Origin of the sequence: Ampullimonas aquatilis, from assembly GCF_049675895.1 — a bacterium.
Classification (GTDB): domain Bacteria; phylum Pseudomonadota; class Gammaproteobacteria; order Burkholderiales; family Burkholderiaceae_D; genus Ampullimonas; species Ampullimonas aquatilis.
In genome coordinates this window covers 1200135-1226861 of the sequence record NZ_CP183834.1, presented here as the reverse complement: position 1 = coordinate 1226861, position 26727 = coordinate 1200135, and the positions used below count along the sequence as shown (strand labels likewise).

13 protein-coding genes and 1 pseudogene are annotated in these 26727 nt (G+C 50.0%); 2 read left to right on the top strand and 12 right to left on the bottom strand.

All coding sequences use genetic code 11. The annotated features are described in order from the left end of the window. Positions 1-108: 108 nt before the first annotated feature. Both ACMYR3_RS05580 and ACMYR3_RS05575 read right to left on the bottom strand, forming a co-directional pair. On the bottom strand, positions 109-2775 hold the full coding sequence (locus ACMYR3_RS05580; protein ID WP_424195308.1) for a bifunctional acetate--CoA ligase family protein/GNAT family N-acetyltransferase: 2667 nt from the start codon (positions 2773-2775) through the stop codon (positions 109-111). A gap of 42 nt (positions 2776-2817) precedes the next feature. Beyond that, on the bottom strand, positions 2818-3744 hold the full coding sequence (locus tag ACMYR3_RS05575; protein WP_424195306.1) for a histone deacetylase family protein: 927 nt from the start codon (positions 3742-3744) through the stop codon (positions 2818-2820). A gap of 319 nt (positions 3745-4063) precedes the next feature. Between ACMYR3_RS05575 and ACMYR3_RS05570 the strand changes: the two are divergent. Further along, a pseudogene (locus ACMYR3_RS05570) lies at positions 4064-5947 on the top strand (FIST N-terminal domain-containing protein); the annotation flags it as partial. Between the two features lie 376 nt (positions 5948-6323). On the opposite strand, the gene ACMYR3_RS05565 reads toward ACMYR3_RS05570, so the two are convergent. The 8 genes from ACMYR3_RS05565 to glnA all read right to left on the bottom strand — a co-directional run bounded on the left by ACMYR3_RS05565 (position 6324) and on the right by glnA (position 23933). After that, on the bottom strand, positions 6324-7331 hold the full coding sequence (locus ACMYR3_RS05565; protein WP_424195304.1) for an OmpA family protein: 1008 nt from the start codon (positions 7329-7331) through the stop codon (positions 6324-6326). Positions 7332-7351: 20 nt separating this feature from the next. After that, positions 7352-10756, bottom strand: coding sequence for a hypothetical protein (locus ACMYR3_RS05560; RefSeq protein WP_424195302.1), 3405 nt, complete (start codon positions 10754-10756; stop codon positions 7352-7354). Further along, positions 10746-17918, bottom strand: a complete 7173-nt coding sequence (locus ACMYR3_RS05555) for an SdrD B-like domain-containing protein (RefSeq protein ID WP_424195300.1) — start codon at positions 17916-17918, stop codon at positions 10746-10748. The genes ACMYR3_RS05560 and ACMYR3_RS05555 overlap by 11 nt, the downstream gene beginning before the upstream one ends. 205 nt (positions 17919-18123) lie before the next feature. Next, complete coding sequence (locus ACMYR3_RS05550; protein WP_424195298.1) at positions 18124-18378, bottom strand: hypothetical protein; 255 nt, start codon at positions 18376-18378, stop codon at positions 18124-18126. A 581-nt stretch (positions 18379-18959) separates the two neighbouring features. After that, positions 18960-20546: a nitrogen regulation protein NR(I) gene (ntrC, locus tag ACMYR3_RS05545; protein WP_424195296.1), complete on the bottom strand. Its 1587-nt coding sequence runs from the start codon at positions 20544-20546 to the stop codon at positions 18960-18962. A 48-nt stretch (positions 20547-20594) separates the two neighbouring features. Further along, complete coding sequence (gene glnL / locus ACMYR3_RS05540; protein WP_424195294.1) at positions 20595-21665, bottom strand: nitrogen regulation protein NR(II); 1071 nt, start codon at positions 21663-21665, stop codon at positions 20595-20597. A 55-nt stretch (positions 21666-21720) separates the two neighbouring features. Next, positions 21721-22170 carry a DUF4124 domain-containing protein gene (locus ACMYR3_RS05535; RefSeq protein ID WP_424196384.1) on the bottom strand — a complete coding sequence of 150 codons (450 nt, stop codon included), beginning with the start codon at positions 22168-22170 and terminating at the stop codon, positions 21721-21723. Between the two features lie 347 nt (positions 22171-22517). Beyond that, positions 22518-23933 (bottom strand): type I glutamate--ammonia ligase, encoded by a 1416-nt coding sequence (gene glnA, locus ACMYR3_RS05530; RefSeq protein WP_424195292.1) that lies wholly within the window; start codon positions 23931-23933, stop codon positions 22518-22520. A 349-nt stretch (positions 23934-24282) separates the two neighbouring features. Between glnA and ACMYR3_RS05525 the strand changes: the two genes are divergently transcribed. After that, positions 24283-24768, top strand: coding sequence for a rhodanese-like domain-containing protein (locus tag ACMYR3_RS05525; RefSeq protein ID WP_424195290.1), 486 nt, complete (start codon positions 24283-24285; stop codon positions 24766-24768). 137 nt (positions 24769-24905) lie between these two features. On the opposite strand, the gene ACMYR3_RS05520 is transcribed toward ACMYR3_RS05525, so the two are convergent. Both ACMYR3_RS05520 and ACMYR3_RS05515 read right to left on the bottom strand, forming a co-directional pair. Next, the gene (locus ACMYR3_RS05520; protein ID WP_424195288.1) at positions 24906-25715 is read right to left on the bottom strand and encodes a competence/damage-inducible protein A; all 810 of its coding nucleotides are present in this window, start codon (positions 25713-25715) and stop codon (positions 24906-24908) included. 6 nt (positions 25716-25721) lie between these two features. Further along, positions 25722-26702, bottom strand: a complete 981-nt coding sequence (locus ACMYR3_RS05515; protein WP_424195286.1) for an EI24 domain-containing protein — start codon at positions 26700-26702, stop codon at positions 25722-25724. Positions 26703-26727: the final 25 nt, after the last annotated feature.

Below are 26727 nucleotides of genomic sequence, written 5' to 3'. Positions count from 1 at the left end.
GATGAAGATGCCCAGATTCATTGGCCTGCCAGTCATTGCTCAGGTGCGTATTGATTGCCTCTGCAAATGGCACTTTCAAAGTATCATTATGGGCTAAAGCATCAGGCGTCAAAGGACCTTGGTGACAATCTTGAAGCCGGGATCATCCGGATCGGTATTGACTGTAAAACCAATCGAGCGCATCAGTTTGAGCATATTGCTGTTTTCACTCAGTACATAACCTTCGATGCGTGACAGTCCTTTTTGTGACGCCAGCTCCATGATTGCCCGCATCAGGCGTGTTCCCAAGCCATGACCACGAAAATCATCGGCAACCGCCAGTGAAAACTCACAAGTCTTGTTGTCGGTATTGATGATGTAGCGGGAAATACCGACCATGCGTTGGACATCACTGCTGGTTTCCTCAGGACTCTTGAAAGTGGCAATCAAGGCCATCTCACGGTCATAGTCAATCAGGGTATAGCGTGACAACATGGAGGGTGACATCTCATTCATCACCGAGGCAAAGCGGTAGTAACGACTCTCCGGTGACATATTGCGCACAAACTGTTGCAGCATCTCGGCATCATCCGGATGAACAGGTCGCATGGTGACAATTCCCCCACCCTGCAAAGCCCATTCTTTACTGAGTTTGCTTGGATAAGGCAGGATGGCCAGATGCGCATAATCTTGCTGGTCACTATCTGCATGACCAACCACAATGCGTGCATCCACCACCAAGGCGCCCTGCTCATCCACCACGACTGGATTGATATCCATCTCACGCAGCTGTGGTAACTCGCAAACCATCTCGGAGACACGCAATAAAATCTGCTCCAGGGCCTCGATGTCCACTGCGGGAGCACCATGCCAATCACCCAGCATATTGGCCGCACGCGAGCGCTCTATCAGACGACGCGCCAGAAACTGATTCAAAGGTGGCAATTCCATGGCCCGATCATTGATCAATTCGACCATGGTGCCACCAATACCAAATGTGATCACCGGGCCAAACGGCTCATCGGTCTTCACACCAATATACAGCTCCCTGCCCCGTGCCTTGCCTGACATGTTTTGAATCGTGATGCCATTCAGGCGAGCATCAGGGCGCAGCTTGCGCACGGTTTGCATCATCTCGTTATAGGTATCGCGAACCCCTGCCGCAGTGGCAATATTCAAGGCCACACCATGCACATCGGACTTATGTGAAATATCAGGAGAATCAATCTTGAGCGCAACAGGATAGCCAAGCTGACTGGCAATCAGGACGGCCTCATTCACATCACTGGCACGCATGGTCTTGGTCACCGGAATATGGAAGGCCGACAGCAAAGCCTTGGACTCCATCTCTGTCAGGGTATTTCTGCGCTCTGCCAATACCACATCAATCAACATCCGGGCACCTTCGAGATCGGGTTGAGCCAGTTCGGATAACGGTGGCGGCGTCTGCTGCAATAACTGCTGGTTCTGATAGTACGAGGCAATATTATTAAAGGCGTCAACGGCACCTTCAGGCATGCGAAATGTGGGAATATTGGCCGCACTCAGGGCGTCCCGTGCTGCCTCGACCCGTCGTTCACCCATCCAGCAACTAATCAACGGTTTGGCCGTACGACCACCCAAAGCAATAATAGATTGAGCAACGGCAGTAGGATCAACACCAATCTTGGGCGAACAGATGACTAAAACGCCATCTACTTCGCTCTCATTCATGGCGGCAGAAACTACCGCACTAAATTGTTCTGGTGTCGCTTCTTCGGTGATATCCAATACATCATTGAGCAATGCATGAACTGGCAAGGTATCTTTTAATTCAGCAATAGCGGCTGAGCCTAATTTACCTAATTTGAGATTGAGATCATTGGCCCGGTCAGCCGCCAAAACACCGGGACCACCCCCATTGGTGATAATCGCCAGATGCCCCTTAACAGGCCGATAACGTGCGGCCAAACATTGGGCAGCAGAAAAGAGCTGAGTCACCGAACTTACCCGTACTGCACCAGCTCTTCGCAAAACCGATTCAAATACCTCATCATTACCAATAATAGCGCCGGAATGAGTGAGTGCTGCAATCATGCTTTCCTGCTTGCGACCTGATTTGAGCACAATCACCGGCTTGGCGCTGGCGGCAGCTCGCAAGGCGCTCACAAAACGGCGAGCATTCTTGATGCCTTCCATATGCACCACAATACTCTGTGTCATCTGGTCCGAGGCCAGATAATTGAGCATGTCCGCAATATCCAACGAGGAGTGCTTGCCCAATGATATGACAGTCGAAAAGCCAACTGTATTTTCCACAGCCCAATCCAAAATGGCCGAAGCCAAGGCACCCGATTGCGTGATCAGACCGATTTCTCCGGGCTTGGCCAAGTCACCCGTCAAGCCGGCGTTCAATTTGACGCCGGGCCTTTGTAATCCCAGGCAGTTTGGTCCAAGTAATTGAATATCATATTGACGAGCAATGTGATCGAGTGAACCAGCCACCGTCGCATCCAGGCCAGTCGAAATGATAATGGCAGCTCGACAACGAATTCGACCGGCAATTTCCAATGAAGCAACCACTTCTTCAGGCCGAGTTGCAATCAGTGCCAGATCCGCCCGCGCATTGGTCAGATCAGCCAAAGTACCACTGGTATGAATATTCAATACAGTTATTTGTCCGGCATAGCCACCTTCGTGCAAGCGATTCAGTACGATCTGGCCTAACTCGGTCGGCTCATCATTATTGACGTTGCCGCCAGGAAATACCACGATGGATGCCGGATTGAACAAAGCTGTCAGGTAATGTGAATTCATGGTGCTGCTGGCTCTTTTATTTAAAGTTCAAGTTACAACATATCAATCTGCACCAATCAATACTTTGACATGGGCAGTGACACTACGTGCCAGAGAGCTCAATGCATATCCACCTTCCAGACTGGAAATAACACGCCCTTTAGCATGACGATTGGCAATTTTCATCAACTGCTGGGTCACCCATTCATAATCAGATTCAACCAAACCCATACGGCCCATCTCATCTTCCCGATGTGCATCAAACCCTGCCGATATATAAATCAGTTCTGGCTTGAACTCATCCAACGCTGGCAACCAAAACTGTTCAACTGCTTCCCGCATCTTGTCACCACGTGAGTACGGTGGCAAACCAACGTTGATCATATTACTGCCTTTTGCCTGCGTTCCGGAGAAGGGGTAAAGATCGTTTTCAAATATTGAACACATCAGCACCCGATCATCGTCAGCAAAAATATCTTCACTCCCATTACCGTGATGGACATCAAAATCAATCAATGCAACTCGTTGAAGCCCATAAAAATCCAAAGCATGACGAATGCCTACGGCAATATTATTAAAAAAACAAAATCCCATTGCTTTTGTCTTTTCTGCATGATGTCCTGGGGGGCGAATACTACAAAAAGCGGCAGAGGACTTTCCTGTCACAACCAAATCGGTCGCCAATACAACTGCGCCAGCTGACCGTAAAGCAGCCTGATAGGTAAATGGATTCATCCGCGTATCCGGATCAACGCTGACATAACCTTCTTTGGGCGACATGGCCGCTATTTCATGGACATGCAGACTGCTGTGCGCACGAGCCAGTTGCTCCTCATTGGCTAGCGGTGCATCGTAGCTTTGCATCAAATCCAACAGACCATGTCCTAATAATTGATCATTAATAGCTGCCAAGCGTTCTGGCGATTCTGGGTGGTCTTCACCCATCTCATGTTTGTAGCAATCCGGATGCGTGATATAGGCGGCCAGCATGGAGTTCTCCTCAATCCATCTCAAGACAGGGCAAATTGTCAGTTTATTTAGTTATTTGTTTAGTTTACGCCTCTTGCCTGACAGCAACCTGAGTTAAATCAAAGGCTGATTTACCCTTCTTTTCAAAGCATCAACAAGACACACCATCAGTAACATAGCATGGTCGATCTATTAAATAGCCCCACTAAATACACTCAATTCGAATAAATAAAAGCTATTAAATATAAAAAATGATTGAATCTCATCTATGCCCATCTACTAAAGAGTAGCGCTAGATGACCGTTATATGACAGTACAAAATAAATACGAGGAGTACCAAATGGATTGGTTAAGCAAGGTTAAAAAAACGGATACACATGTCCAAACCATCCGCTCACGACAGGGTGAGCTTGCACAAAAACTGGCTGATTTGAGTTTTATGCCAAGTTTTGTCATGGGCTTTGTCTCGCCCTACCTGGATATTGATTCAGTCGCGCATACCTTGCAAAAACAGTTTCCAGGATTACCCATCATGCTGGCCTCCAGCGCCGGAGAATTGTGTAATTCAAATAGTGAGCTTTACTGCAGCACTGGCCAGCAATGGGACAATATTGTTCTGCAGTGCTTTAATGCATCGATCATCAGCGAAGGCGAACTAGTTTCGGTTCCACTGGAATGTGAAGATATCAAGCAAGGAAAAGTGTCCATCAGTCACCAGGACCGCATCAACAAAATCAAGGCTTCCATTGAAAATGTGCGCGTCAATATGACACTGGATCACCACACGACGCTGGCCTATATTCTTTTTGATGGACTCTCGGCTTCTGAGTCTTTCTTCATGGAAGCACTCTACGAGTCCGGCAAGTTTCCTTGCCTGTTTGTCGGTGGTTCTGCCGGTGGCAAACTGGACTTTCAAAATACCTGGCTGCATGATGGCAAGAAAAAAATTCAGGGTCATGCGCTGATTGCCTTTATGAAGACCGCACCAAAAACACATTTTGGCATTTTCAAAACGCAAAACTTTGAACCGCTGTCAACCAGCTTTCAGGTGTTGGGTGCCTCGCTGGAAAAACGTACCGTCATGTCGATATTGGATCGCCAGGGTCGGGTTGTACCGATTATTGATGCGCTCTGTCAGTCCTTGTCCTGCCGTCCTGACCAGATAGAAAGCAAGCTGGCTGATTGTTCGTTTGCCATCAAGATCGGCAAGGAATTCTATGTTCGCTCGATTGCAAAAATAGATTTGAATAACGGTATTGTTCATTTCTATTGTGATATCGCACCAGGTGAAGAACTCATCCTGGTCAAACGTACCAACCTGGCGACACATACCCAGGCCGATTATCAAAAATTCCTGCAAGGTAAACCCGGCAAACCGGTCGCCGGTATCTTGAATGACTGCATCTTGCGTCGCCTTTATAACGGTAACGATCTCGCCAGGATGGGCTCAATCTTTGGTGATACCCCAGTGGTTGGCTTCTCCTCATTTGGGGAAATTCTGGGTCTGAATCTGAATCAGACGCTGACCGCCGTGTTTTTTTTCAAGACAGCTGGCAATGAACAGTTTCATGATACTTATATCAACAACTTTCCCGTTCATTACGGTGACTTCAAGGCGTTCTTCTTACGTCGCCAGATATCAGCACTCGGTGGCCTTTCGCGCGCCATTTTGCGGCAGATGGGTGATTACCGTGATGGTAATTTTGACAGTCAGTATGATCAAAACCAGTTTGGCCAAAACTTTGGCTCGGTGGTCGCTGGCCTCAACGAATTGGGTCAGGAACTCAAGAAAGCAAGAGAACACCAGGAAGTGACCGCACGCCAGGTTGAAAATTATGCAGAAGAGTTGTATGCCTCCGTTGCGGATCTTTCTGGCAATGTGGGTGAACAAAAGCAGGTGGTGGAAAATGCCGGTCGAACAGTGGGTTCATTGGCCGACCAGGCGGCTGATGTGGCAAGAAGCGCTCGTGGCCTGGCTGAATCAAGTGGTCGAATCAAGAGCGTGGTGGAAGTGATTCAACAGATTGCCGATCAAACCAACTTGCTGGCCTTGAATGCAGCCATTGAAGCGGCCCGTGCCGGTGAAAGTGGCCGGGGCTTTTCTGTGGTCGCCGATGAAGTTCGCAAACTGGCCGAAAAATCTCGTACCAGTGCTGACAATATTGGTACGGACATTATCAAACTGGCCAGTGATATCAGTGCGGTTGCCGAGGATATCGAGAGTCAGGCCGGCAAAGTATCCAACCTCTCCGGTATTTTTTCATCGTTATCTGAAATCAGCCATAAATCATCCGACACTGCCGACCACACCAGAGGCGTGGCCGACTCGTTGAAAGCACTGACCCATGTCGGTTAAACAATCGTTAAAACGATATCCGCATAATTGATCAGTACGGCTGAGCAGCTTACAGAAACAATGCTTGGCTGCGCTTTCTGCCTCATGGTCTCATTGATGATGAGGCAGAAAGTCATTCATTGAATTCAATTGCAGCACCAAACACCCCCTGGGAGTGTTTTAAACAAGCCTTTATATAAGCACCTGAGCAGCTAATTTAAATCTATACTCACGATAAGTATAGGTCTTTTATGAACAACGATGCTTATTTCTGGCCATTGATCTGAACCTCAACCCGACGGTTTGGCAACAGACATTCCTGCAACTCGACTGCGGAGCGATAGCGGGCCGTACATGCCACTACCTGCTCCGAATCCGCGTGCGCATCGGTCTTGATCAGCTTGGCATCGATACCCTGCCCGATCATATAAGACTTGATCGTGGCCACACGGCGTTTGGCCAGCTCAATGTTGTAGTCGCGCTTACCGGTGCTGTTCAAGCGATCTGCATGACCCACAATCAATATCTCATTGGCTGTCACTTCGCCTGACTTGAGCTGACTTATCAATTTGTCCAGTCGGATCTTGGTCAGACTGCGCACATTGACCATGTCGTGCTTGTCAAAGTTAAAGAGCACATTGGCATCGAGTTGTACCGGCTTCATGGCCACCGCTACCACTGGTGTCACAGGAGCGGCGCTAGCACATTGTTCAGCCGCACGTTGGGCTTGTCCAACCAGATCTTCGGCAATCTGGATATACGGTTTGCCATGACGCCAGCCTTGCTGTTTGTGTTCATTGCCCGCATGAACCAGCTCGACTTCGGCACAGGCCGTTTGCTGGGCAGCACAACGAAAGCCGCTATGTTGATGGAGTTTGTCCGCTGCTTCCCAGAGGTCCGGACGCAGTTTGTCAGCGTTGTTGACCAAGGGGGTTTCATCACCCAAGACTTGTTTTTGTTCCATGCCGTAGACCAGCTTTTCTGATTCGGTCAGGGCTTCCTGAGGGAAGGCGGAGCGATCATTGCGGGTGTATTCATGGAAGCTGACATCGAGCCAGCACTGGGCTTTGGCCAAGTGATAGTCAGCCACACGACGACCTTGGTCATTCAAGGCCTTGATGCGACCCTGCACGGCTTCATAGGTCTGGTAGTCGGCATGAATCGCCTGATCAGTGATGCGTTTGGCCTGGGGGTTGAGCTGGGCACTGGTTTGGGCATGGCTCAGGCTGGTCAGACTGAGCAGAACGGCTAGGGTAAGGAGGTTTTTATGCATGGTAATAAGACTCGCTAGGTTTATTTGCTCGGAATGGCCACAGCTGTGCTGTCCACGCTACGATCTAAGGAACGATTGACCATTTCGCTCTTGCGCTCAAAGAGGTCTTCATCAAACTTGAAGCGCAAGCGCAGGTAAGCACCGCGCTGGGTGTAGTCGGTACCGGTGAGGTCGCGATCTGAAAAGCCGGTCCAGTTAAAGCCAGCCGAGAGCCAGAGATTCTGACGAATCAGGTAGCCCACTTCAAAGCCTTGCGCCCATTGTTTACTGCTGCCATAGGGACTGCCCATATAGCTGGTCATGACGCCCAGGTCCCAGCGCTCGGTGATGTCATACACGGCACGACCCGATACCAGCCAGGCTGAATAGCGGGAGTTGACGTTGTCCAAGGGATCATTGACCCATTTGGCGGCCAATCGACCGGTCAGCCACCAGGGGCGCGTAGGATGGTAGTCCGCATGACTGGAGAACAGATGCACACGGCGATGGCTGGGGGTGGTTTGAATGGCGGTGCCTTGTTGCAGACCGGATTCATCCCGTTCGTATTTGTATTCGTAGCGCATCAGGGCGTTGATCTTGTTGGTGTCGGTATCGCGATAGGCCGCACCGATCTGGTAACGATCCTGCAAGGCATCGCCCAGTCCACCGCGGTAGTCGGTATAGAGCAGGTAGTTGCGCGTGAGGAAGGTCCAGTCGCGCGACATTTTGCGGGCATAGGTCAAGGTGGAGAGGTAGGAGTCGCTACCGGCCACGGTTGGTGAATCATAGACATGGCGGGCTTCCAGACGACCCGAGGCTTTCCATAAGGGGTTGGCGGTGTAGTCAAGGCCGACCGTGGCCGCCAAGGCTGCCTGCCCCGAACCACTGAGGACCTTGAGATATTCCAGCCCGGTCTGGTAACGCACGCCTTCGGCCACATTGAAGGTGTTGCGCAGACCATTGGCCCAGTACATGTCGTTGGATGAGATGGCATCTCTTAAGCGGTATTCCGAGTAGAGTTGCTGACCCGGTGCGTAGGTGTTGTCCACACCAAAGACGAAGGCCGTACTCTTATCGGCCGGATTGAGTGAGTAGATGGAAGCCAGACCGGATTGGGTTTCATAGCGACCATAGAGTTTGGTGCGCTCGGCAATCAGGTAGTCGGCCCCTGCGGCAATCCGTTTTTTATCTTCACCACTGATGTCATGTTCGACCTCACCTTTTAAGCCCAGTTTGTCGGTGGCTTGATATAAGGCGCCCAGTTTTAAGGTGGTGGCATCGAGTGGCTTGAGGTTGGCGGTGCCCACCGAGGCGTTGCTGGTCGGTGAGAGAATGGCGGTGCCGGTGGTGGGGTTGATGGCGTCCACGCCATTGCCAAACAGGCCACCATTGGGTTGCAAGCCCTGCCCCAGGGGCGCCGTGGTGGGGGTCGGGACCAGTGCGGTCGAGCTCAGCCCCGCCGATTCATTGACGCGTTTGACGGCCACATCCAGGGTGAGTTTTTCCGTGGCCTGGTAGAGCGCGCCAACTTGGGCACCCTTGCGATCGGCACCTGTGGTGCGATCTTCGGTCTTGATGGCTTCACCATAGACTTTGATGGTGTCGCTCACCGGTGCGGTGGCTTTAATACCTGCTTCGCTGCGACCACCGGTAAAGCTGGCGCCGGCATTATTAAAGGTGGCGTCGGTGCGGGCAATGTAGCCCCGCGCATCGAGCTTTTCATCTTGATGACGCAGTTCAATGCGACCGGCATTACCCGAGCGCTCTACCCCATCGGCGACCGATTGACCACTGACAGGCAGGCTGTAGCTATTGCCATTACTGCTGTAGGCGGTACTGACGGTACGCGCCATCTCGGCCACCAGCATGGTCTTCTCGCCCAGTCGCACGCCAATGTTGGCACTGGAGAGTTCATATGGGGCAAAGGGGTTGCGATCGCGTACCGCCGAGCCGCCCACTTCCAGACGCTCATTGAGTTTGACTTGACCATCAGCACCAAACAGCCAGAAGGAGGGGCCCGACTGATCCACTTCGTAGCTGATACGTACCGAAACCGGGTTGAGGTTTTGGTCGACGGTGGGGATTGGTCGGTTAAAGAGAATCCGCCCGGAGAAGGGTTCAAAGGTGTAGTCGGTCAGGGGTAAGAGCGGCGTGACCGAGAGGATGCGGGCTGGCGCATTGCGATCGCGCACGATCATCTCGACTTTTTCGCTGTTCTGGATACCACTGTTGTTGGACAGGGAGTACGGACCAGAGATGCCTTTACCCGCAAATTCCTCGACGACTTGTTTTAAGGTGTCGTGGGTGGCAAAGAAGTTGGCCACGGCGCCGTTTTGTTCATAGTGGTAACGACCACCGGTGACGGTGCGGTTGTAGTTACCGAGGTCTCTTAAACGTAATGGGGCAACCTGCCCTGCGCCAGTAATTTGGGAGAAGCCATCACCGGTGGCAAAGTCACCATACAGGACATAGGTTTTATTGTGGTCGACTCGCACATAGAGGCGATCCCGGGAGCGGGCATCAAAGCCTTTGATGGAGGCATCACCATAAACCGGATAGAACTCGTCGGGCCGGACATCGCGCAGGAGTCGTTGGCGGGTGTCTTTGTCGGAGTCATAGGCGGCGGTGAGGAGATACTCGCCTTTGACTTTGCCTTTGACAAAGAAGGCTGAACGTAAACCGACACTGGATTTGCCGTTGTTAAAGCTACGCTCCCAGCGCTGGATGTCGCGCTCAAAGCCGTCGTTGATACGGGCCGGAACGATGCTGGATTCATTGACTCGTTTGGCAGAGAGCACGCCTTCGATGAGGCCAATGGCCAGCATTTCGCGTAATTCCGGCAGGAAGCTGATGCTGCCTTCGGCTACCGAGCGCCCCGCGGTGACGCGGACGCGCACATCTTGGGGCACGTGGGGGGCAATGAGGTTGAATTCGGCAATGCCATCGATGACTTTGACTTGGGTGCCCTGGGTGACTTTGTCGATGTCTCGCAGACCCGGGCCGAGTTCGTCGGTGCGGGCCTGGAGGAGCTGGATGCGGCCACCGGTGGTTTCAACGGTGAGGTAGCTCTCGCCCTTGAGGGGTTGGCCTTGACGATCCAATACCCGCACGGTGATTTTAACGGGGGTCTGGCCATCGGCAACGATGTCGTTGCAGTCGACGCTGACCTGGACTTCACTGACCTGGGCATTAAGGCTGTAGTTTGTGCCGCCACGTTCGTCTTTGTAGACCGATGGCGGGGTCTGGGAGATAGAGCCGGGAATGGGGCCTTGCAGCTCGGGGCTGACTTGGTAACCAACGGGGGTGGCCATGGCATTCAGGCTGAAACCCGGTAGTACGGGAAAGAGGAGCGCGAGGCTGGCTACCAGGGTTTTAGTTTGTTGTTGCATCTTGTTATTCTCCATCGAGGGGTGCTTGATAGGCGGTCGCTGTGCGTTATTGGGCATGAGCGCCTCCCTGAGTCGATGGGGGGGTGATTTGCAATTGGGGCACGGGGGTGTTGCATTGGGCATCGCTGGCATCACCGGGACCACACTTTATGTCGGGGTAGCGTGGTTTGACGGCGCGTTGGTTGGCGCTGTCGGTGCCTTGCTGAGGATAGGCGGCCGGTTTACTGCTGAAGGTAAAGCCGTTGCCGACTTTGCGTTCGGTCTGAGGAGCACGGGTTTCACCATTGGCGCGACGGGCTTTGACCTGCTCCAGGATGGTGTTGGAGCAGGAGCCTTCGATGAAGTCGGCGCGGTGCAGTTCACCATTCTTGAGGTCCATGAAGAGGCTATTGGCATCGCCCGCATTGCGGTTGCTAGAAGTGGTGAGCCGCGATCCAAAGGGTAAGGTGGTCTTGTCAACCTTGATGGCGTGGGTGCGGGGGGTGAGTCCGCAGATGCTGTATTTGCCTTCAACGTCGGAGATGAGGTAGGTGCCGTCCTCGATGTAGAGGCGTACGCCAGGGATGCCGAGTTCTTCGGGATCCTGGATGTGGTTGTTGTTGCAGTCCACAAAGATTTTACCGAGTACGCAGGCCTCTTGAGTGAATACACCACCTGTGACAGTGACTTTGAATTGGGCCACATTGGAGCGGATGCTGCCCGCAGTAGCTTGGGCCCGGTTGATGCCGTCACCTTGCTGGGCACCCACACCAACTCTGACACGGTAGCTGAAGGTGACGTCACCGTTCTGGGGAATGGCACCCAGATTGAAGGTGAGGACCGGGCCAACATCACCAACCGGATCGGCCAAGACACTGGCCACACCATTGACCAGCCGCCTTGAGGTGCCCTTGATGTATTTGAAGCCAGCCGGTAAGGTATCCGTCACGGCAACAATCGGTAATGAAGCACCGGTTGTTGAGCGAACCTTGATGGTGTAGGTCAGGCTATCGCCCAACTCAACAGTCTGCGCTGAACCAATCTTGCTGATGGTCAAACCCGGCAATACCGCTGGGTCCAACGGGATATGGTTATGCAGGACACTTTGTGTGGCGCTACCTCCTGTCACCAACAAATAATAAGTCGTGGTTTGTCCTACTGCTGGCGGACTTGCCTGGGTTTGCACCAAGTAACTGCCTGGTGCTGGCGGTGTACTCAAAGAGCCAGCAGGTGTAATCAGCTTGGAGACAAAAGTATAGTTAGCCGGTGGCGTCACTGAAATTTGGAACTGACAGGATGCTGGCGCATTATTGGCATAGAGGAACTGATAAAAACCATCAGCACCTACCGTCATACTCGCGCTGGTACCTGAAATGTTATAGCTGCTACCGTTCACCAAATGCAGATTGGGATCATAGCCAGGGCAAGTACCAACAGGTGCAAGCGTTACCACTGAACCAGGAACTGGTGCACGCGAACTGGCATCGTAGACGACACCACTTGGATCGACAGGCAAGCTTTGCTCAACCATATTGTCACCAGGCAAAAGCACAATACTTAATGCAGCGCCATCCGTCTTGACACAAGAACTACGCTCAGTCAAAGCGCCAGCGTCCTTGCAAGTATATTTTGCACCGCCCTGCTCGCCATTGACGGGCTTGCCAAACACAACGCGAGAACCCGGATCACGGAAACGAACTTCGTAACGCACACCGGGAACCAAGTTAGGGACGGAATAACTACCATCGGAACGCGTTACAACGCTGGCAACCAACTGCTGTGCGCCAGTTTTACTAGGATCAATGACTTCCACAGTCCAACCCGGCAAACGACGATCACCGCCATCCAGAACGCGTGATGTCGCACCGATGTCATACCAGACCGTACCACTCAGGGTGGCACCGATAAACTCAGCAAAGTTGTTATCGATTGACGATTTACCCGCTGGCAACGTCACTGTATTAATCTCAGAAGGCACGGTTGACGTCGGTGTTGCTGTAGCACCTGCGACAGCAACACCATCAATCGTGCCGACCTTGGTAATACCATTCAATGTACCAGTAGGCTGAACCGGCTCAGTAATACGATAAGTACCAGGTAACAAGTTATCGAATCGATATTGACCATTGGCATCTGTCGTCGTTTGCTTGTTAACTGGTCCGATACTGTCTGTGCCATTCAAGGTGACAATGACACCTGCTATTGCAGTGTCAGAACCGTTAAATACGCCATCATTATTTGAATCACTAAATACCTTGCCCGAAATGGCGGCGTTGTTGGCAACTTCACCAAAGTTATTATTGATTGAGTCGGTTGCCACCAAGGTAACGCCATTAATGACCGAAGGCGGACCATTCACTGCAACACCGGTTGGAACACCTGCAATTGTGCCCGCAGTTACCTTGCCGTTTACCGTATTGGCTGGTTCGGTCTGTTCAGTCACCTTGTAGGTACCAGGTCTCAGATTATCGAAAGAATAAGTGCCATTGGCTAAGGTTTGAACATTCACATTGACAAGGACACCCAAGTCATTGGTACCTGTCAGGTTCATCGTCACACCACCAAAACCAGGCTCATTGGCATCAGTATTACCATCATTGTTGTAGTCAGCGTAAACCTTGCCTTTGATCGCGATCGGTGGGCGAGCAGGTCCATTCAATTCTGCAAAGTTGGTTTCCGTGACAATCCGATCGCTCACGATTGCAATCGTATTGATGACATCATTACCGTTTTTGTTACCACGAGTTGTTGCTGTCTGATCTTTACCTGGGAAAGCATCAACACTGGTCACACCACCAGGCTGAGTTTCAGTGACGACATAAGTACCGGGACGCAGATCATTAAAGATGTACGCACCATTGGCATCAGTCTGAATATTTTTAGCGGTGATCACACCCAGATCATCCGTACCCGTCAGAGTGATGGTGACGCCGGGATAAGCATCATCGGCAGCCTGACGATTGGCTGTAGCATTTCTTTCGGTAAATACATAACCGGCAATACTGCCTGGCAGAATTTCACCAAAGTTATTATTTATTGAGACGCTACCAGGCAGCAAAATCACATTGCTGATTTTGCTTGGCAGTGCACCGGCTGTTTCAGCTGCAACCGTCGTGACGGCACCTGCTGTGCCACCGTTAGTGACGGTACCCGCAGTTGTCTTACCACGCAGGCTTGTCTTGCCTGCAGATTGTGGTTGCGCCAGTTGTTCAGTCAGCGTGTACTTGCCGGCTGACCCCACTGTAAACAAATACTTACCCGTGCCATCTGTTTGAACCACGGCATTTGGAATGGCAACATCATCACCTGCACCGCCATCATCCGTACCATTCAGGCCGTAGGCATAACCAGTCATGGTGACCGTCACATTTTGGAAAGCGATTTCGGCACCATCTTTGACACCATTATTATTGGCATCAAGATAAACATAACCTGAAATTTCCTGCCCCACAGTTTCAGGGAAGTTGTAATTAATACCATTCTGCCCTGCCCCCAACACAATCTGGGCAATGACACTTTGAACTGGGGTATTGGTGCCTGCTACGCCAGCTGGAGCGCCAGCAACAGTTCCTGGACGAGGTGTGCCATTACCACAACAGGCAGGCTGAGTTTCAGTAATTATGTAACCGGCTGCATCAGAGGCAGGCAAATAATCAAATTTGTAATTGCCATTGGCATCGGTGACCACGGTCAAATTCAAACTTTCATTATTGACAGTTTTACCAGTCAAGGTCAACGTCGTACCAGCAATGCCTTTGTCCTGCGCTGCCGAAGTACCCTCCTGAATACCATTATCATTGCGATCCAAAAACACCAGACCAGCAATTGAACCACCCGCCAAGTTGACGACATTGTTAGCGGTATTATTAACTTGATTGGAATCAATCTCAGGATAATTAACGCCAGCATCCTTGTTGACTACGACATTATTGGTAACAGTTGCAGCAGCAGAACTGATGACCTGCGCATCAAACGTGATCGTCGCAGTACCATTCTTGTTCAAGACACCCATGGCACATTTAATCGTGCCACCAGCACCATTAGTCTGGCCTGCCATCACGCAATTACCATTACCGGCAGGACCAACCTTGTTGTAAACGACAGGTGGCGTGACAACCTTGACATTGGCGGGCAAGGTATCAGTGATATCCGTTTGTGAACTGTCGCCAGGACCCGCATTACCAACTGTCAGCGTATAGGTAAATGTTTCATAGACATTCACTGTAGCTTTACTCGATGTTTTCAACACCGATAAATCCACTTTGGTACGAACCGTGGTCTGCTCACCTTCCGTATTATTTGTCAGATTAGCTTCTGTCTCACTCGCTGAGGCAGTTGGTGTAATGGTATAAGTATCACCACCCGTCGTTGGAGCCGAATCGACTCTGAACCGCAAATAAACATCTACGTTAGCGCCTGCGGCAAGTTGTGATGTGGCAGACAGATTACAGCTAATCGTTGTGGTCGCTGGACCAGTTGTTGCCGTGCCAATGTTATTACACAAAGGCGCCGCATTCAGTGCCCCACCCCAGGTACTGGTATCGCCTACAAAGGTAATTTGCTTACCATTGGCTGGTGCAATAATCGCATTGAATTGCACCCCAGTAGCCAAGGAAGGACCCGCATTGTTGACATTGACTTTGTAGTCAATATAGTTAGTTGCCACACTGGAATCATAAGCAACCGGATCAACCAGATCGGTCGTGTTGACAATCAGATCAATTGCAGCAGGATTGATGGTTAAACTGGCATTCTTGGCATCATTGGTAACATCGGACTGAACAGTAGTCGTTGATATCGTTGCCGTATTGGTAAAGATGCGATTGGCTGCACCAGTCTGCCAGTTAGGTCGAATTTTGACAGTAATGGATTGTGTTTCGCCACTCGCCATCGTGCCAATAGTACAAGTCTGGTCAGTAACTGTACTGGTGCAAGTCCCTTTAGTCGAGGTTGCCGAAACCAATGTATAACCAGCATCCCCGCCTGGCAAGGTGAACACATTATTGACGCTGACTGCCTGTGCAGTAGATGGACCATTATTCCGATAACTGATGACATAGGTTGCATCAACACCCGCTTTCACTGGATTGGGTGTCACTGTGACGCCAGTCACTTCAACATCGGCAATGGGGTCAACCGTAAATGTTGTTGATCCTGAATTGTTGGATGTAACTGCATCACCAATTGTCGTACTCGTCACTGAAACGTTATTGGTAAATGTGCCAGCACCAGAATCGCCAAATGGTCGATTAATTCTGATGGTGATATCGCGGGTGGCACCAATCGCCAATGTATCGCCACCATTTTGAGTACAGGTAATCGTTGCGCCAAAACCGCAAGTAAACCCAGGCGTGCCTTGTAATGCCATCGTCGTTTTACCTGCCAGATAAAATCCTGCTGGCAAAGTATCCGTTACCACCATGCCCGTAGCAGCACCTGTTGAAGTCGCCGCATTGGTGACCGAAATCGTGAAGTCCACATAAGTTTCATTGGTCGCCACATTGGTATTGGCATCTACCGTATTGGCCAGTTTGGTCACCGACAAATCGGCCTGAGTACCGGTAGAAACAACCGACTTGCCCAGGCAATCATTACTGGTATTGGGGTCTCCTTGTGTTGGCGGTGCAGCAGTAGCACCGACCGCTGCTGCAGGCAAACTACTACCGGTACAGGCATTGCTGGTCAGTGTTCCCGCCAAGCCAGCATTCGTGATAATCGCCAGGTTGGCACTCGACGCACTCACAGCCAAACCAGCACCAAGTGCGTAGTCACAAGACAATGTGATGGGATTCAACGAAGTACAAGTCCAACCAGTACCACTGGAAGAAACATAAGTCTCACCAACTGGCAATGCCAAGACGATACGAGCATTGCCTGTGGCAGTCCTCGGTCCCAGATTGGTAATGCTGAGCGTGGCGGTCAGGTCAGAACCCTGAGCTACCGGTGTTGGGGCCTTACCGCCAAAATTAATCCGGTAGTCGGCGCCGTCAGGCAACACATTCACATTGGCAGTCCCATTATTATTGGCGGCATTAGGGTCAGCCGTATCACTGCTAATGCCAACACTATTGGTGTAGACCGTTCCTGTTGGACCGACTGTCGCATTATTGGGTGCCAACGCAACCAGACTAATATTATTGGTCGCACCCACAGCATAGGTTGCAGCGGTACAACTAACGACTTGTGCCGCAGGGTTGGTACAAGTCCAACCGGTTCCGGTTGCAGAAACATAAGTCCAGCCTGCAGGCAAGGTATCTGTCACCACCACATTGGCTGCCGCACTTGGGCCGGTATTTCTTGGCAATAAAGTGAAGGTCACATTCGTGCCTGCAATGGCAGGTGACGGCACTGTTTTGGTAATCGACAAATTGGCGCCTGCTGCCACTGCAACAGTCGCTTGTTGGCTATTGTTATTGGGTATCGGGTCTGGTGTCCCACCATTTTCACTGATAGTTGCTGTTGCAGTGATATTGCCGCTACTGGGCAAGCTACCAACCGTGCCTTGCAAAGTCAGTATCGGTAAAGCACCCACAGCGACATTGGTTGCATTACAAGTCACCGTTTGTGCTGCACCTGAGCAGGTCCATCCGGTTCCGGTTGCACTATTGGCAACATAGGTGGTTTCTGGTGACAACGTAAAGGTCAAACGAGGCTGCGTTGAAACACTAGGTCCGTTATTGGCGGTACTAACCGTATAGGTGACCAAGCCACCGGCTGTCACTGTCGCCGGTGCACCCGTCACATTAGCAATTACCAAATCTGCGCCTGCCCCAACAGTGGTGTTTTGCGCCAGCGTATTATTAGCTGGATTGGTATCGGTATTAGATGATGAGATCGTAGTCTGCGGTGCTACCGTACCAACTTGCGAAGTTTTGACAACCACGTCAAAGTTGATCGGATTACCAGCAGCCAACGTTCCCTCTAAATCACCAAATGCGCAATCAACACGATTTGCACCCGCATTAAAAGCACAGCGACCATCATTGACACTGACAAACGTGGTCGTCGCTGGGACTGTGACTTGAACCACGACATTATTGGCAAAGTCAGTGGCGTTATTTTCAACACGAACTGAATAGGTGATATTGCCGCCTGCCACAGCGGGATCTGGTGTATCGGTAAAACTCGATACCTGCAAATCAACGGCGTTGGCCTGCCCAGCCACAGCGAGCAAGACCAAGCTGCTCAATAAATTGGCAATACCAAATCGGCTAAACAAACGCATCTTTGTTTTTTTCATATGTAATTCACTCGCAACCAGGGAGGAATAGATGCAGACGTACCAATGGAACCGTTCCAAATCTGAATATGTTCCAAGGAAAACCTGAAAAGCCAACTTCCTCCCAAAAAATTGGCTCGTGCAGATAGCACGGTTTAACTAATTTTGTAATGCATGGATATTAACTATCAGAAAAAAATTAACTGTTAAATCTTCACAAAAATTATTAACAATTAAGGCATCTAACTCCAAGCCACAAGCTATCGTCGTTTAAAAATATAGTGACAGATGGAGGTAGTCGTATCATTGTTAATTGAACTGCAACTTCGGCTTCTGAAGCGACTGCTTTTATTTGCATTAAAGAGGTATCCACATTGTGAGCCAGCGCTGCACTGGAAAATAAAAGTAGCCCTGCAAGCGATGTGCTGAGGCGCGAAAGCCATTTGGCAGGCTGAAAAGTCTGGGCAGGCGCAATAGTCATGATGATGTTTATCTCTCTATACCCGAGCAGGGATGGGGTAGTCGAGTGAAACAACCGACTTGTTATGGCCAACATCCGGCATGCATGTGCACAGATGTCTCAGTGGCCTCCCAGCCCTACTGAATACGATGTACGGTTAATCGTCTATTTTTTTGGATAGTAACAAGACTTAAGAGAAAACTTAATAAACTACTTTAACTTAAGTATCAATTTGTTGTTCAAAGCTGACAATACTTACTCAACAATGGACAATACTCCCTGATATCCAGTTTCTACAGGTAATTAAATAGCACTTAACAAGCTATAAAATTGAATATACCGCCTTACAGTATCCAAGGTTAATGAGCAATAACACCTATCTCGGTTTAACTATTGTTAACTCCAGGCACATCAATATGCGATTGTTTCCCCCCGATCGAGATACACAATGAATAGATATTCAGGATGACCAACTGACATCACCGAGTTTGAGTAATTTCGCGCACAGCGATGTCATCCGCTATCCAAAAAACAAAATGGGCAAGCTGATACCAGGCTTGCCCATTTGCATAGTTGCTACAGCAACAGATAAAAGGGGTTTATCAGGCAGGGTTGTCCAAACCGAGTTCCTGGATTTTACGGGTGATGGTATTGCGCCCTATTCCAAGCTTTTGTGCTGCTTCAATGCGCCGACCGCGGGTGGAAGCCAAAGCGGCTCGAATCAGAATGGATTCGAAATCCCTGGTCAACACATCCATGATGTTGGACTGATCAGCCGCCAACATGGTTTTGACATGCTGCTCCAGAAGTTCGGACCAACTTGATGAAACACTGGCCACTGGCATTGATTCTGCAAAACCCATCGAAGCAGAATCAAAACCGGTAGCAGAACCCAAACCAGCGGATGACAGCGACTCAGGGACAAAGCCACTATTTACAGGTGCAGCCGTTTTACCTGGACCAGACTCAAAAATGCGATTGACTTCAGGTCGACTGGCCGCCTGCCATGGATCATCCTTTACCAACTCGTTGACTGGCCCGGTACGCATTTCAGGCGGCAAATCCTTGACTTCAATGGTCTGGGCTGGCGCCATCACAGTCAGCCAGTTACAGAGGTTTTCCAGCTGACGCACGTTACCCGGAAAATCCATCTGGCTCAAAAAACGCATGGCCGATTCGGATACCCGTTTGGCTTCCACACCCAGATCGTGCGCACTCTTTTGCAAGAAATGACGAATCAGCAAAGGAATATCTTCACGGCGTTCGCGCAGCGTTGGCAGGCGCAAGCGAATCACATTCAAGCGATGGTACAAGTCTTCGCGAAACAGGCCCTGGCGTACCCGATCTTCCAGATTTTGGTGAGTGGCAGCAATCACCCGTACATTGGCTTTTAAGGGGCTATGACCACCAACGCGATAAAAATGACCATCGGATAACACGCGTAGCAATCGGGTTTGCAGATCAAATGGCATGTCACCAATTTCATCCAGAAACAAGGTGCCATTTTCCGCCTGCTCGAAGCGACCACGACGCATCGTCTGGGCACCAGTAAAAGCGCCACGCTCATGACCAAATAATTCAGATTCCAATAAATCTTTAGGAATCGCCGCAGTGTTCAGGGCAATGAAGGGGTGCTCGCTGCGAGGACTGTGTTTATGCAAGGCTCTTGCAACCAGTTCCTTACCAGAACCCGATTCGCCAGTAATCAGCACGGTCACATTGGAGTGACTCAAACGACCAATTGCCCTGAATACATCCTGCATCGCAGGTGCCTGGCCAAGAATCTCAGGCGCTTCGGTCATGCGCTCTTCAACCGAAGCTTCACGCAGACTTTCTTCCAGCGCACGACGAATCAGCTCTACCGCCTTATCAATATCAAATGGTTTGGCCAGATATTCAAAGGCCCCCCCCTGAAAAGCTGCCACCGCGCTATCCAGATCCGAATAGGCCGTCATGATAATGACCGGCAAACCTGGAAATTGGCGTTTAACTGTTTGCAATAACTCCAGACCCGATGATCCAGGCATACGAATATCAGAAATCAGCACCTGTGGAATTTCGTGTTCCAGTGCCTCAATGGCATCCTTGGCATTGCTGAATGATTTGGCGGGCAGGTTTTCTCGCGTTAAAGCCTTTTCGAGAACCCAGCGAATCGATTGGTCGTCATCAACAATCCAGATATTTTTCATGTAGGTACGGCGATCTTCTAGTTATGGTGATACACGCCGCGGCCAGGATCACAGCAGCGGCAACATGATGCGAAAGTCGGTCCTGCCTGGTCTACTTTCACATTCAATCATGCCATGATGCTGTTGAATGAATGTCTGCGCCAAGGTCAATCCCAAACCACTTCCACCCTCGCGGCCCGTTACCAAAGGAAAGAAAATCTTGTCTTTGATTTCTTCCGGTATCCCCGGACCGTTATCGGTGACATGCAAGACCAATGCCAATCTGTAACGGGTTTTTGCGAAGGTTACTTGACGCGCAATCCGTGTCACAAAACCAATCTTCGCCGTGCCTTCTGCAATTTTTTCAGCTAGTGCCTGAGCGGCATTATGGGCAATATTCAAGACTGCCTGAATCAACTGCTCGCGGTCGGCACGAAACTCTGGCAAGGACAAATCATAATCGCGCTCAATCACCAGACCCGCAGGAAATTCCGCCAGAATCAATGAACGCACACGCTCACACACCTCATGAACATTGACGTCGGAAACCAGATGCGGTCGTCGGTGGGGTGCCAATAAACGATCTACCAGGGTTTGCAGGCGATCTGCTTCCTTGATGATGACCTGCGTATATTCTTTGAGATCGCGATCTTCCAGTTCAAACTCCAGCAACTGGGCCGCACCTCTGATTCCACCCAAGGGATTTTTAATTTCATGCGCCAGATTACGGATCAACTCCTTGTTGGCCTGACTCTGATCCAGCATGCGCTCTTCACGATCGACGCGAATCTGCTGCATGTTTTCACGCAACTCGATGATCACATGATTCTTGGGCGTCTCCATGAAGCTGACAATCATGTGCACATGCAATTGTTCATGATTGAAAATTCGATCCAGGGTAATTTCCTGTTGCTTGTTGCTGAACTTATTGGCCACCACGTCAGCAATCACCTCACCCATCTCGATCGTATTGAGAAAGACGTCTTCCAGGCCACACTTGTAGAGAATCTTGCGCGAAGCACCCAGGGCCAGCTCACCGGCTGGATTCACGTATTTGATTCGATGCTGACCATCCACAACCAGGATGATGGATGCCAGCAACTCAAGGCCGGCATAGCTTGAAGAATTAAAGCCAATCATAGGCACACCGATAAAAACAAGGATCAGTCAGCGTATCGCCAACAGGAATGAAGCATCAGTCTTTCAGATTGCCAAGTTCACGCTTCAGGGAAGACACGTTATTCTCGGTACGGGAAATATCTTCGCGCAATTGACTGACACGATCCAGATAACGCTGGTAATTGCGCTCATCACCACGCCGCTCGGGCTCACCATTGTTGTACTCCTGACGCAGGTTAGCGAGCTTTTGTTCCTCGCCAGCCAATTCCTGTTCCAGGATACGACGGCGCTCGGTATCACGCGACTTTTGCGTGGTTGGATCAACTTTTGGAAAACCGGATGGCGAACTGGCCGAAGAGGAACCTGAACTCGCCCCAGCCTTGACCTTGGGTGCCGGAATCGTCGTCACATTCGGCAGATCAACCCGCTTGCAGTTTTTACCGCCAGCCATATTCTGGTAAGTCTTATTGCCATAATCGTCCGTACAGACATAGACATCATCGGCCCTGGCCATACCACACAGCATAGTCATCAAGCAGAGAGGAAGCAAAACTGTACGAAGCGGTGCTGAAATAATTGAAGAATTCATAAAGACAGTATGAGAGTCATTCGGAGTAATCAGGCATTTTAGTTTGCCTGTCGCCATACTAGTGCAGAAAAGACCGAACCGTTTGACAAATAAAATGAGCGTCCATTCATTAACACTAATCAGATTGATACACCCCATCTGTATATTTATAGAGATAGATATATCGCACCTAAGCCAGGGTATTCTGCCACATACCTTAGGTGAGTATCGGCATTGATTGCTTTTGCAACCAATAAAAAAGGCGGGACAAACCCGCCTTTTTTACTACTCAGCAATGCAAAAAATTACAGGCTGTAGTACATGTCAAACTCAACTGGGTGAGTTGTCATGCGGAAACGAGTCACTTCTTGCATTTTGAGTTCGATGTAAGCATCGATCATCTCGTCAGAGAACACGCCGCCCTTAGTCAGGAAGCCGCGACCTTTGTCGAGATAGTCCAGCGCCTGATCGAGTGAAGAGCAAACGGTTGGGATCAATTTATCTTCTTCTGGCGGCAAGTGGTACAGATCCTTGCTGGCAGCTTCGCCAGGATGAATCTTGTTCTCAACACCGTCCAGACCAGCCATCAACAAGGCAGCAAAGCCAATGTAAGGGTTCATCAGTGGATCAGGGAAACGAGCTTCTACACGACGACCTTTTGGATTGGCCACGTAAGGGATACGGATAGAAGCAGAACGGTTTTTAGCTGAGTAAGCCAGTTTAACCGGAGCTTCGAAACCTGGCACCAGACGCTTGTAGGAGTTGGTACCCGGGTTAGTGATCGCATTCAAGGCGCGAGCGTGCTTGATGATGCCGCCGATGTAATACAGCGCAAACTCGGACAGGCCAGCATAACCATCACCAGCAAACAGGTTTTTGCCATCTTTCCAGACGGACTGGTGAACGTGCATACCTGAACCATTGTCACCAACAACGGGTTTTGGCATGAAAGTCGCCGTTTTTCCGTAAGAATGAGCCACATTGTGAACCACATACTTCAGAATCTGAGTCCAGTCAGCACGTTGCGTCAACGTGGCAAACTTGGTACCAATTTCGTTCTGACCTGCACCAGCCACTTCATGGTGATGCACTTCAACTGGCACACCCATGGATTCCAAAATCAGGCACATTTCTGAGCGCATATCCTGGAAACTGTCGACTGGAGGAACTGGGAAGTAACCACCTTTGACAGCAGGACGGTGACCCATATTGCCACCTTCGATTTTTTCACCGGTAGACCAGGAAGCCTCTTCGGAATCAATTTTGACGAAGCAACCGGACATATCCACATTCCAGCGTACACCATCAAAAATGAAGAACTCTGGCTCTGGACCAAAGTAGGCAGTATCACCCAGACCACTGGATTTCAAATAAGCCTCGGCACGCTTGGCAATGGAACGTGGGTCACGGTCATAACCTTTGCCATCAGCAGGTTCAACGACGTCACAAGTTAAAATCAACGTCGTTTCATCTCGGAAAGGATCGATATTGGCCGTATCAGGATCCGGCATCAAAATCATGTCAGAGGCTTCAATACCTTTCCAGCCAGCAATGGAAGAACCATCAAAAGCGTGACCCGATTCAAACTTGTCCATTTCGAACTGAGAAATTGGCACGGATACGTGTTGTTCTTTGCCCCGAGTGTCTGTAAAGCGGAAATCCACGAATTTAACTTCGTTTTCTTTCGCAAACTTGAGTACGTCTGCGGCGGTCTTGGACATGCAATTCTCCTGTAAGTACCTTGAGATGTTTAAAAGTGAGTGCTGGCAATGCAAGGCAACAGAATTTCTGGGCTCCCTGTATTTTTTCTTAGCCAGTGCACACAGCTTGTTCTTTTTGTTGTCATTCACTGCAAAAAGAATCAGGTGTACGATAGCAGATTGTATGCCCAATAATTGGCACTGAATAGTGCGCCAGCACAAAAGAGCCGACACCAATAGATGCTATTTGGTGCATGCGCACATCAGATTGATGCACACAGTTGGTGCAAATAATTCGCACCAACTGTGTGCAAGTGCACTTATTTTGAACTTACCCAGTTCAATTTCGTTTTTATAAAGGAAATAAAAGATGAGTCAAGCCGAACAAATTATGGAAACTGCACAAATACGGAAAAATGATTTGAATTTGCCCTATGCCGGCGCAGTGACATCTGAGGAAGCCTACCAACTTCTGGAAAACTTGGCGCAAGCACTGCTAGTCGATGTGCGCACCAAAGCCGAACGGGATTGGGTGGGTATGATCAAACTCAGTGCGGATAAAAATGCCAATATTCATCATCACATTGAATGGAATACCTACCCAGGTGGTACCCGCAACGAACAATTTCTTGATCAGCTCAGCGCAGTTTTGGCTGATGAGCTAAAAAGCAATACACCTATATTCTTTTTGTGTCGTAGCGGCGTACGCTCAGATGGTGCAGCCAGATTAGCCACTGAACATGGCTATGTCTGCTACAACATTCTGGAAGGTTTTGAAGGCGATAAAGATGCTGCAGGCCATCGCAAAACCGTAGGTGGTTGGTGCGCCAAAGGGCTGCCATGGGTTGGTGCTTGATGGCACCGACAAACTGAACAGCTTTTGAACGAATCAGAATAGGCAAAAAATGTTAATTAAACGAGGTTAATTAAATCGTTGATTCTGATTCAGTACAACAAGAATAAATGCCCTTTCGGCTTGATCAATCAGCCAGATTAAATTTCACGCAACTCTTCTAAACCCATTTCATATCCCAAGGCCGCCACCTCGGCCTTTAAGCGGACAAAAGCCGGTTTGACCTGCGTAGGATCACCTTTAACGCCCAGCTCCACATGCCTTCGGGCAAAGGCTTTGCCACGTGCTGGTTCGCCAACCGATGGCAAACTGAACACCTTGATCAAAGGGTATTCTTTTTCCAAACTCACCATCAAGGGTGTCAAAGCAGATTCAGGTGCTTCATAGACCAATACCGACTTTTCCTGACGGCGTACCTTGTTAAACAAGGTACGGTATTCATTATCGAGCACCCACTCAATCATCGGCCAGGCCATGACTGGAAAACCAGGCATGAAGTAATGCGACGAGGTAGCACTCTTGACTGAAAAGCCGGGAATTTTATTAAATGGATTGGGAATGATGGCAGCACTCTCAGGAAACTCGCCCATTTTCATGCGCTGCTGATTTTCGGCAATCGTGAGCTGACTATTCATTTCGACAATCCGCTCATTGATCAAGCGCTCCGCTTCCGGATGCAAAACCACTTGTTCGTCCAAGGCTGCCGCCGCACTTTGGCGGGTATGATCGTCAGGGGTAGCGCCAATGCCACCACAGGAAAGAACCACATCATGACTAGCCAAGGACGTTTTAAATGCGGCAGTTAGTCGATCAGGATCATCACCCAGATATTGTGCCCAGGATAGCTGCAAACCACGTCGATTAAGAATTTCGATCACTTTGGTCAAATGCTTATCTGCCCGTTTGCCGGAAAGGATCTCGTCGCCGATGATATAAAGTCCGAAATTCATGATGTCCTACTGAAAAGGAGTACGTGGTAAACCAGGAGGCAGTGATGGCGGATTACCGCTGCCAGGCGTTGAAGAAGGCGGAGGATTGGGTGCTGCATTGGCATCGCCCTGTAATAAGGTATCAGGACGCTCATCTCGAATGGTGGCTACCACATCTATCGTATCAGGCTGGGACTGCGCTTTATTGGCAGCTTCTTCCTTGCGCAATTTATCGAGTGCCGCCAAACAGAAGTGCGCAAACCAAAGCGACGAAAACACGAAGATCAACACATAGATCCACAACGTGCCAGCAGCAATAAACGGGAATAAGACAAAAAAGCTGATGGATGCAACCCAAAACAGGGTTGGTGCAGAACCGAGCAATCCACAAATGATGCCTATGGCCAGCAATTCGCCACGGTGGCGCTCAAAGATTATTTTGCGTTCTTGAGATGTGGCATGTTCAGCCAAAGTGTCATAGGCCATCACACGATAGGTCAACCAACCCCAAAGTAAGGGAGGAATCAGGGCAAAGAATGGCGGAATCAACCAGAGCGGCAGTGTCAGCAGAAAGACAATCATAAACAAGACACTGGACCAGAGCGACCAGATCAGACTACCCAAAAAACCGCCACCCCGTTTTTGCTCAAGATGCGGAAAACGTCGAGAGCCGACATGACGCAATGACACTGGCACTGCCATGATGGCAGTGGCAAATAAGGCGGAGACCACAATTAAAGGAGCCAGCAGCACCACAATCAGAAATGGCGCCAGATAAACCGTATAGGATTGAAAACCAACCCAGCCCAGGCCGCGATCAAGCCAATCACGCGCCCCCGATGTCAATAACATGGTATCGACAAAATTGGTCATGAAGCTCCAGCCCAGATACATGGCGGCACCCCACACGACACCAGTAAATATGAATGGCAATAAAGTCAGCAGCAGCATGCGAATATGCAGTTGCGAGAGAATGGCACGACCAAACGCGCCGACGACCGCATTCATGGTCACTCCTTGATTGTTATTGGCT

Excerpts from the sequence above, each read along its gene's own strand:
- ACMYR3_RS05555 (WP_424195300.1), bottom strand. The coding sequence starts at position 17,918 with ATGAAAAAAACAAAGATGCGTTTGTTTAGCCGATTTGGTATTGCCAAT.
- ACMYR3_RS05575 (WP_424195306.1), bottom strand. The coding sequence starts at position 3,744 with ATGCTGGCCGCCTATATCACGCATCCGGATTGCTACAAACATGAGATG.
- ACMYR3_RS05560 (WP_424195302.1), bottom strand. The coding sequence starts at position 10,756 with ATGCCCAATAACGCACAGCGACCGCCTATCAAGCACCCCTCGATGGAG.
- ACMYR3_RS05565 (WP_424195304.1), bottom strand. The coding sequence starts at position 7,331 with ATGCATAAAAACCTCCTTACCCTAGCCGTTCTGCTCAGTCTGACCAGC.
- ACMYR3_RS05535 (WP_424196384.1), bottom strand. The coding sequence starts at position 22,170 with ATGCTGTGTGGTATGGCCAGGGCCGATGATGTCTATGTCTGTACGGAC.
- glnA (WP_424195292.1), bottom strand. The coding sequence starts at position 23,933 with ATGTCCAAGACCGCCGCAGACGTACTCAAGTTTGCGAAAGAAAACGAA.
- ACMYR3_RS05525 (WP_424195290.1), top strand. The coding sequence starts at position 24,283 with ATGAGTCAAGCCGAACAAATTATGGAAACTGCACAAATACGGAAAAAT.
- ntrC (WP_424195296.1), bottom strand. The coding sequence starts at position 20,546 with ATGAAAAATATCTGGATTGTTGATGACGACCAATCGATTCGCTGGGTT.
- ACMYR3_RS05550 (WP_424195298.1), bottom strand. The coding sequence starts at position 18,378 with ATGACTATTGCGCCTGCCCAGACTTTTCAGCCTGCCAAATGGCTTTCG.
- glnL (WP_424195294.1), bottom strand. The coding sequence starts at position 21,665 with ATGATTGGCTTTAATTCTTCAAGCTATGCCGGCCTTGAGTTGCTGGCA.
- ACMYR3_RS05520 (WP_424195288.1), bottom strand. The coding sequence starts at position 25,715 with ATGAATTTCGGACTTTATATCATCGGCGACGAGATCCTTTCCGGCAAA.
- ACMYR3_RS05515 (WP_424195286.1), bottom strand. The coding sequence starts at position 26,702 with ATGAATGCGGTCGTCGGCGCGTTTGGTCGTGCCATTCTCTCGCAACTG.
- ACMYR3_RS05580 (WP_424195308.1), bottom strand. The coding sequence starts at position 2,775 with ATGAATTCACATTACCTGACAGCTTTGTTCAATCCGGCATCCATCGTG.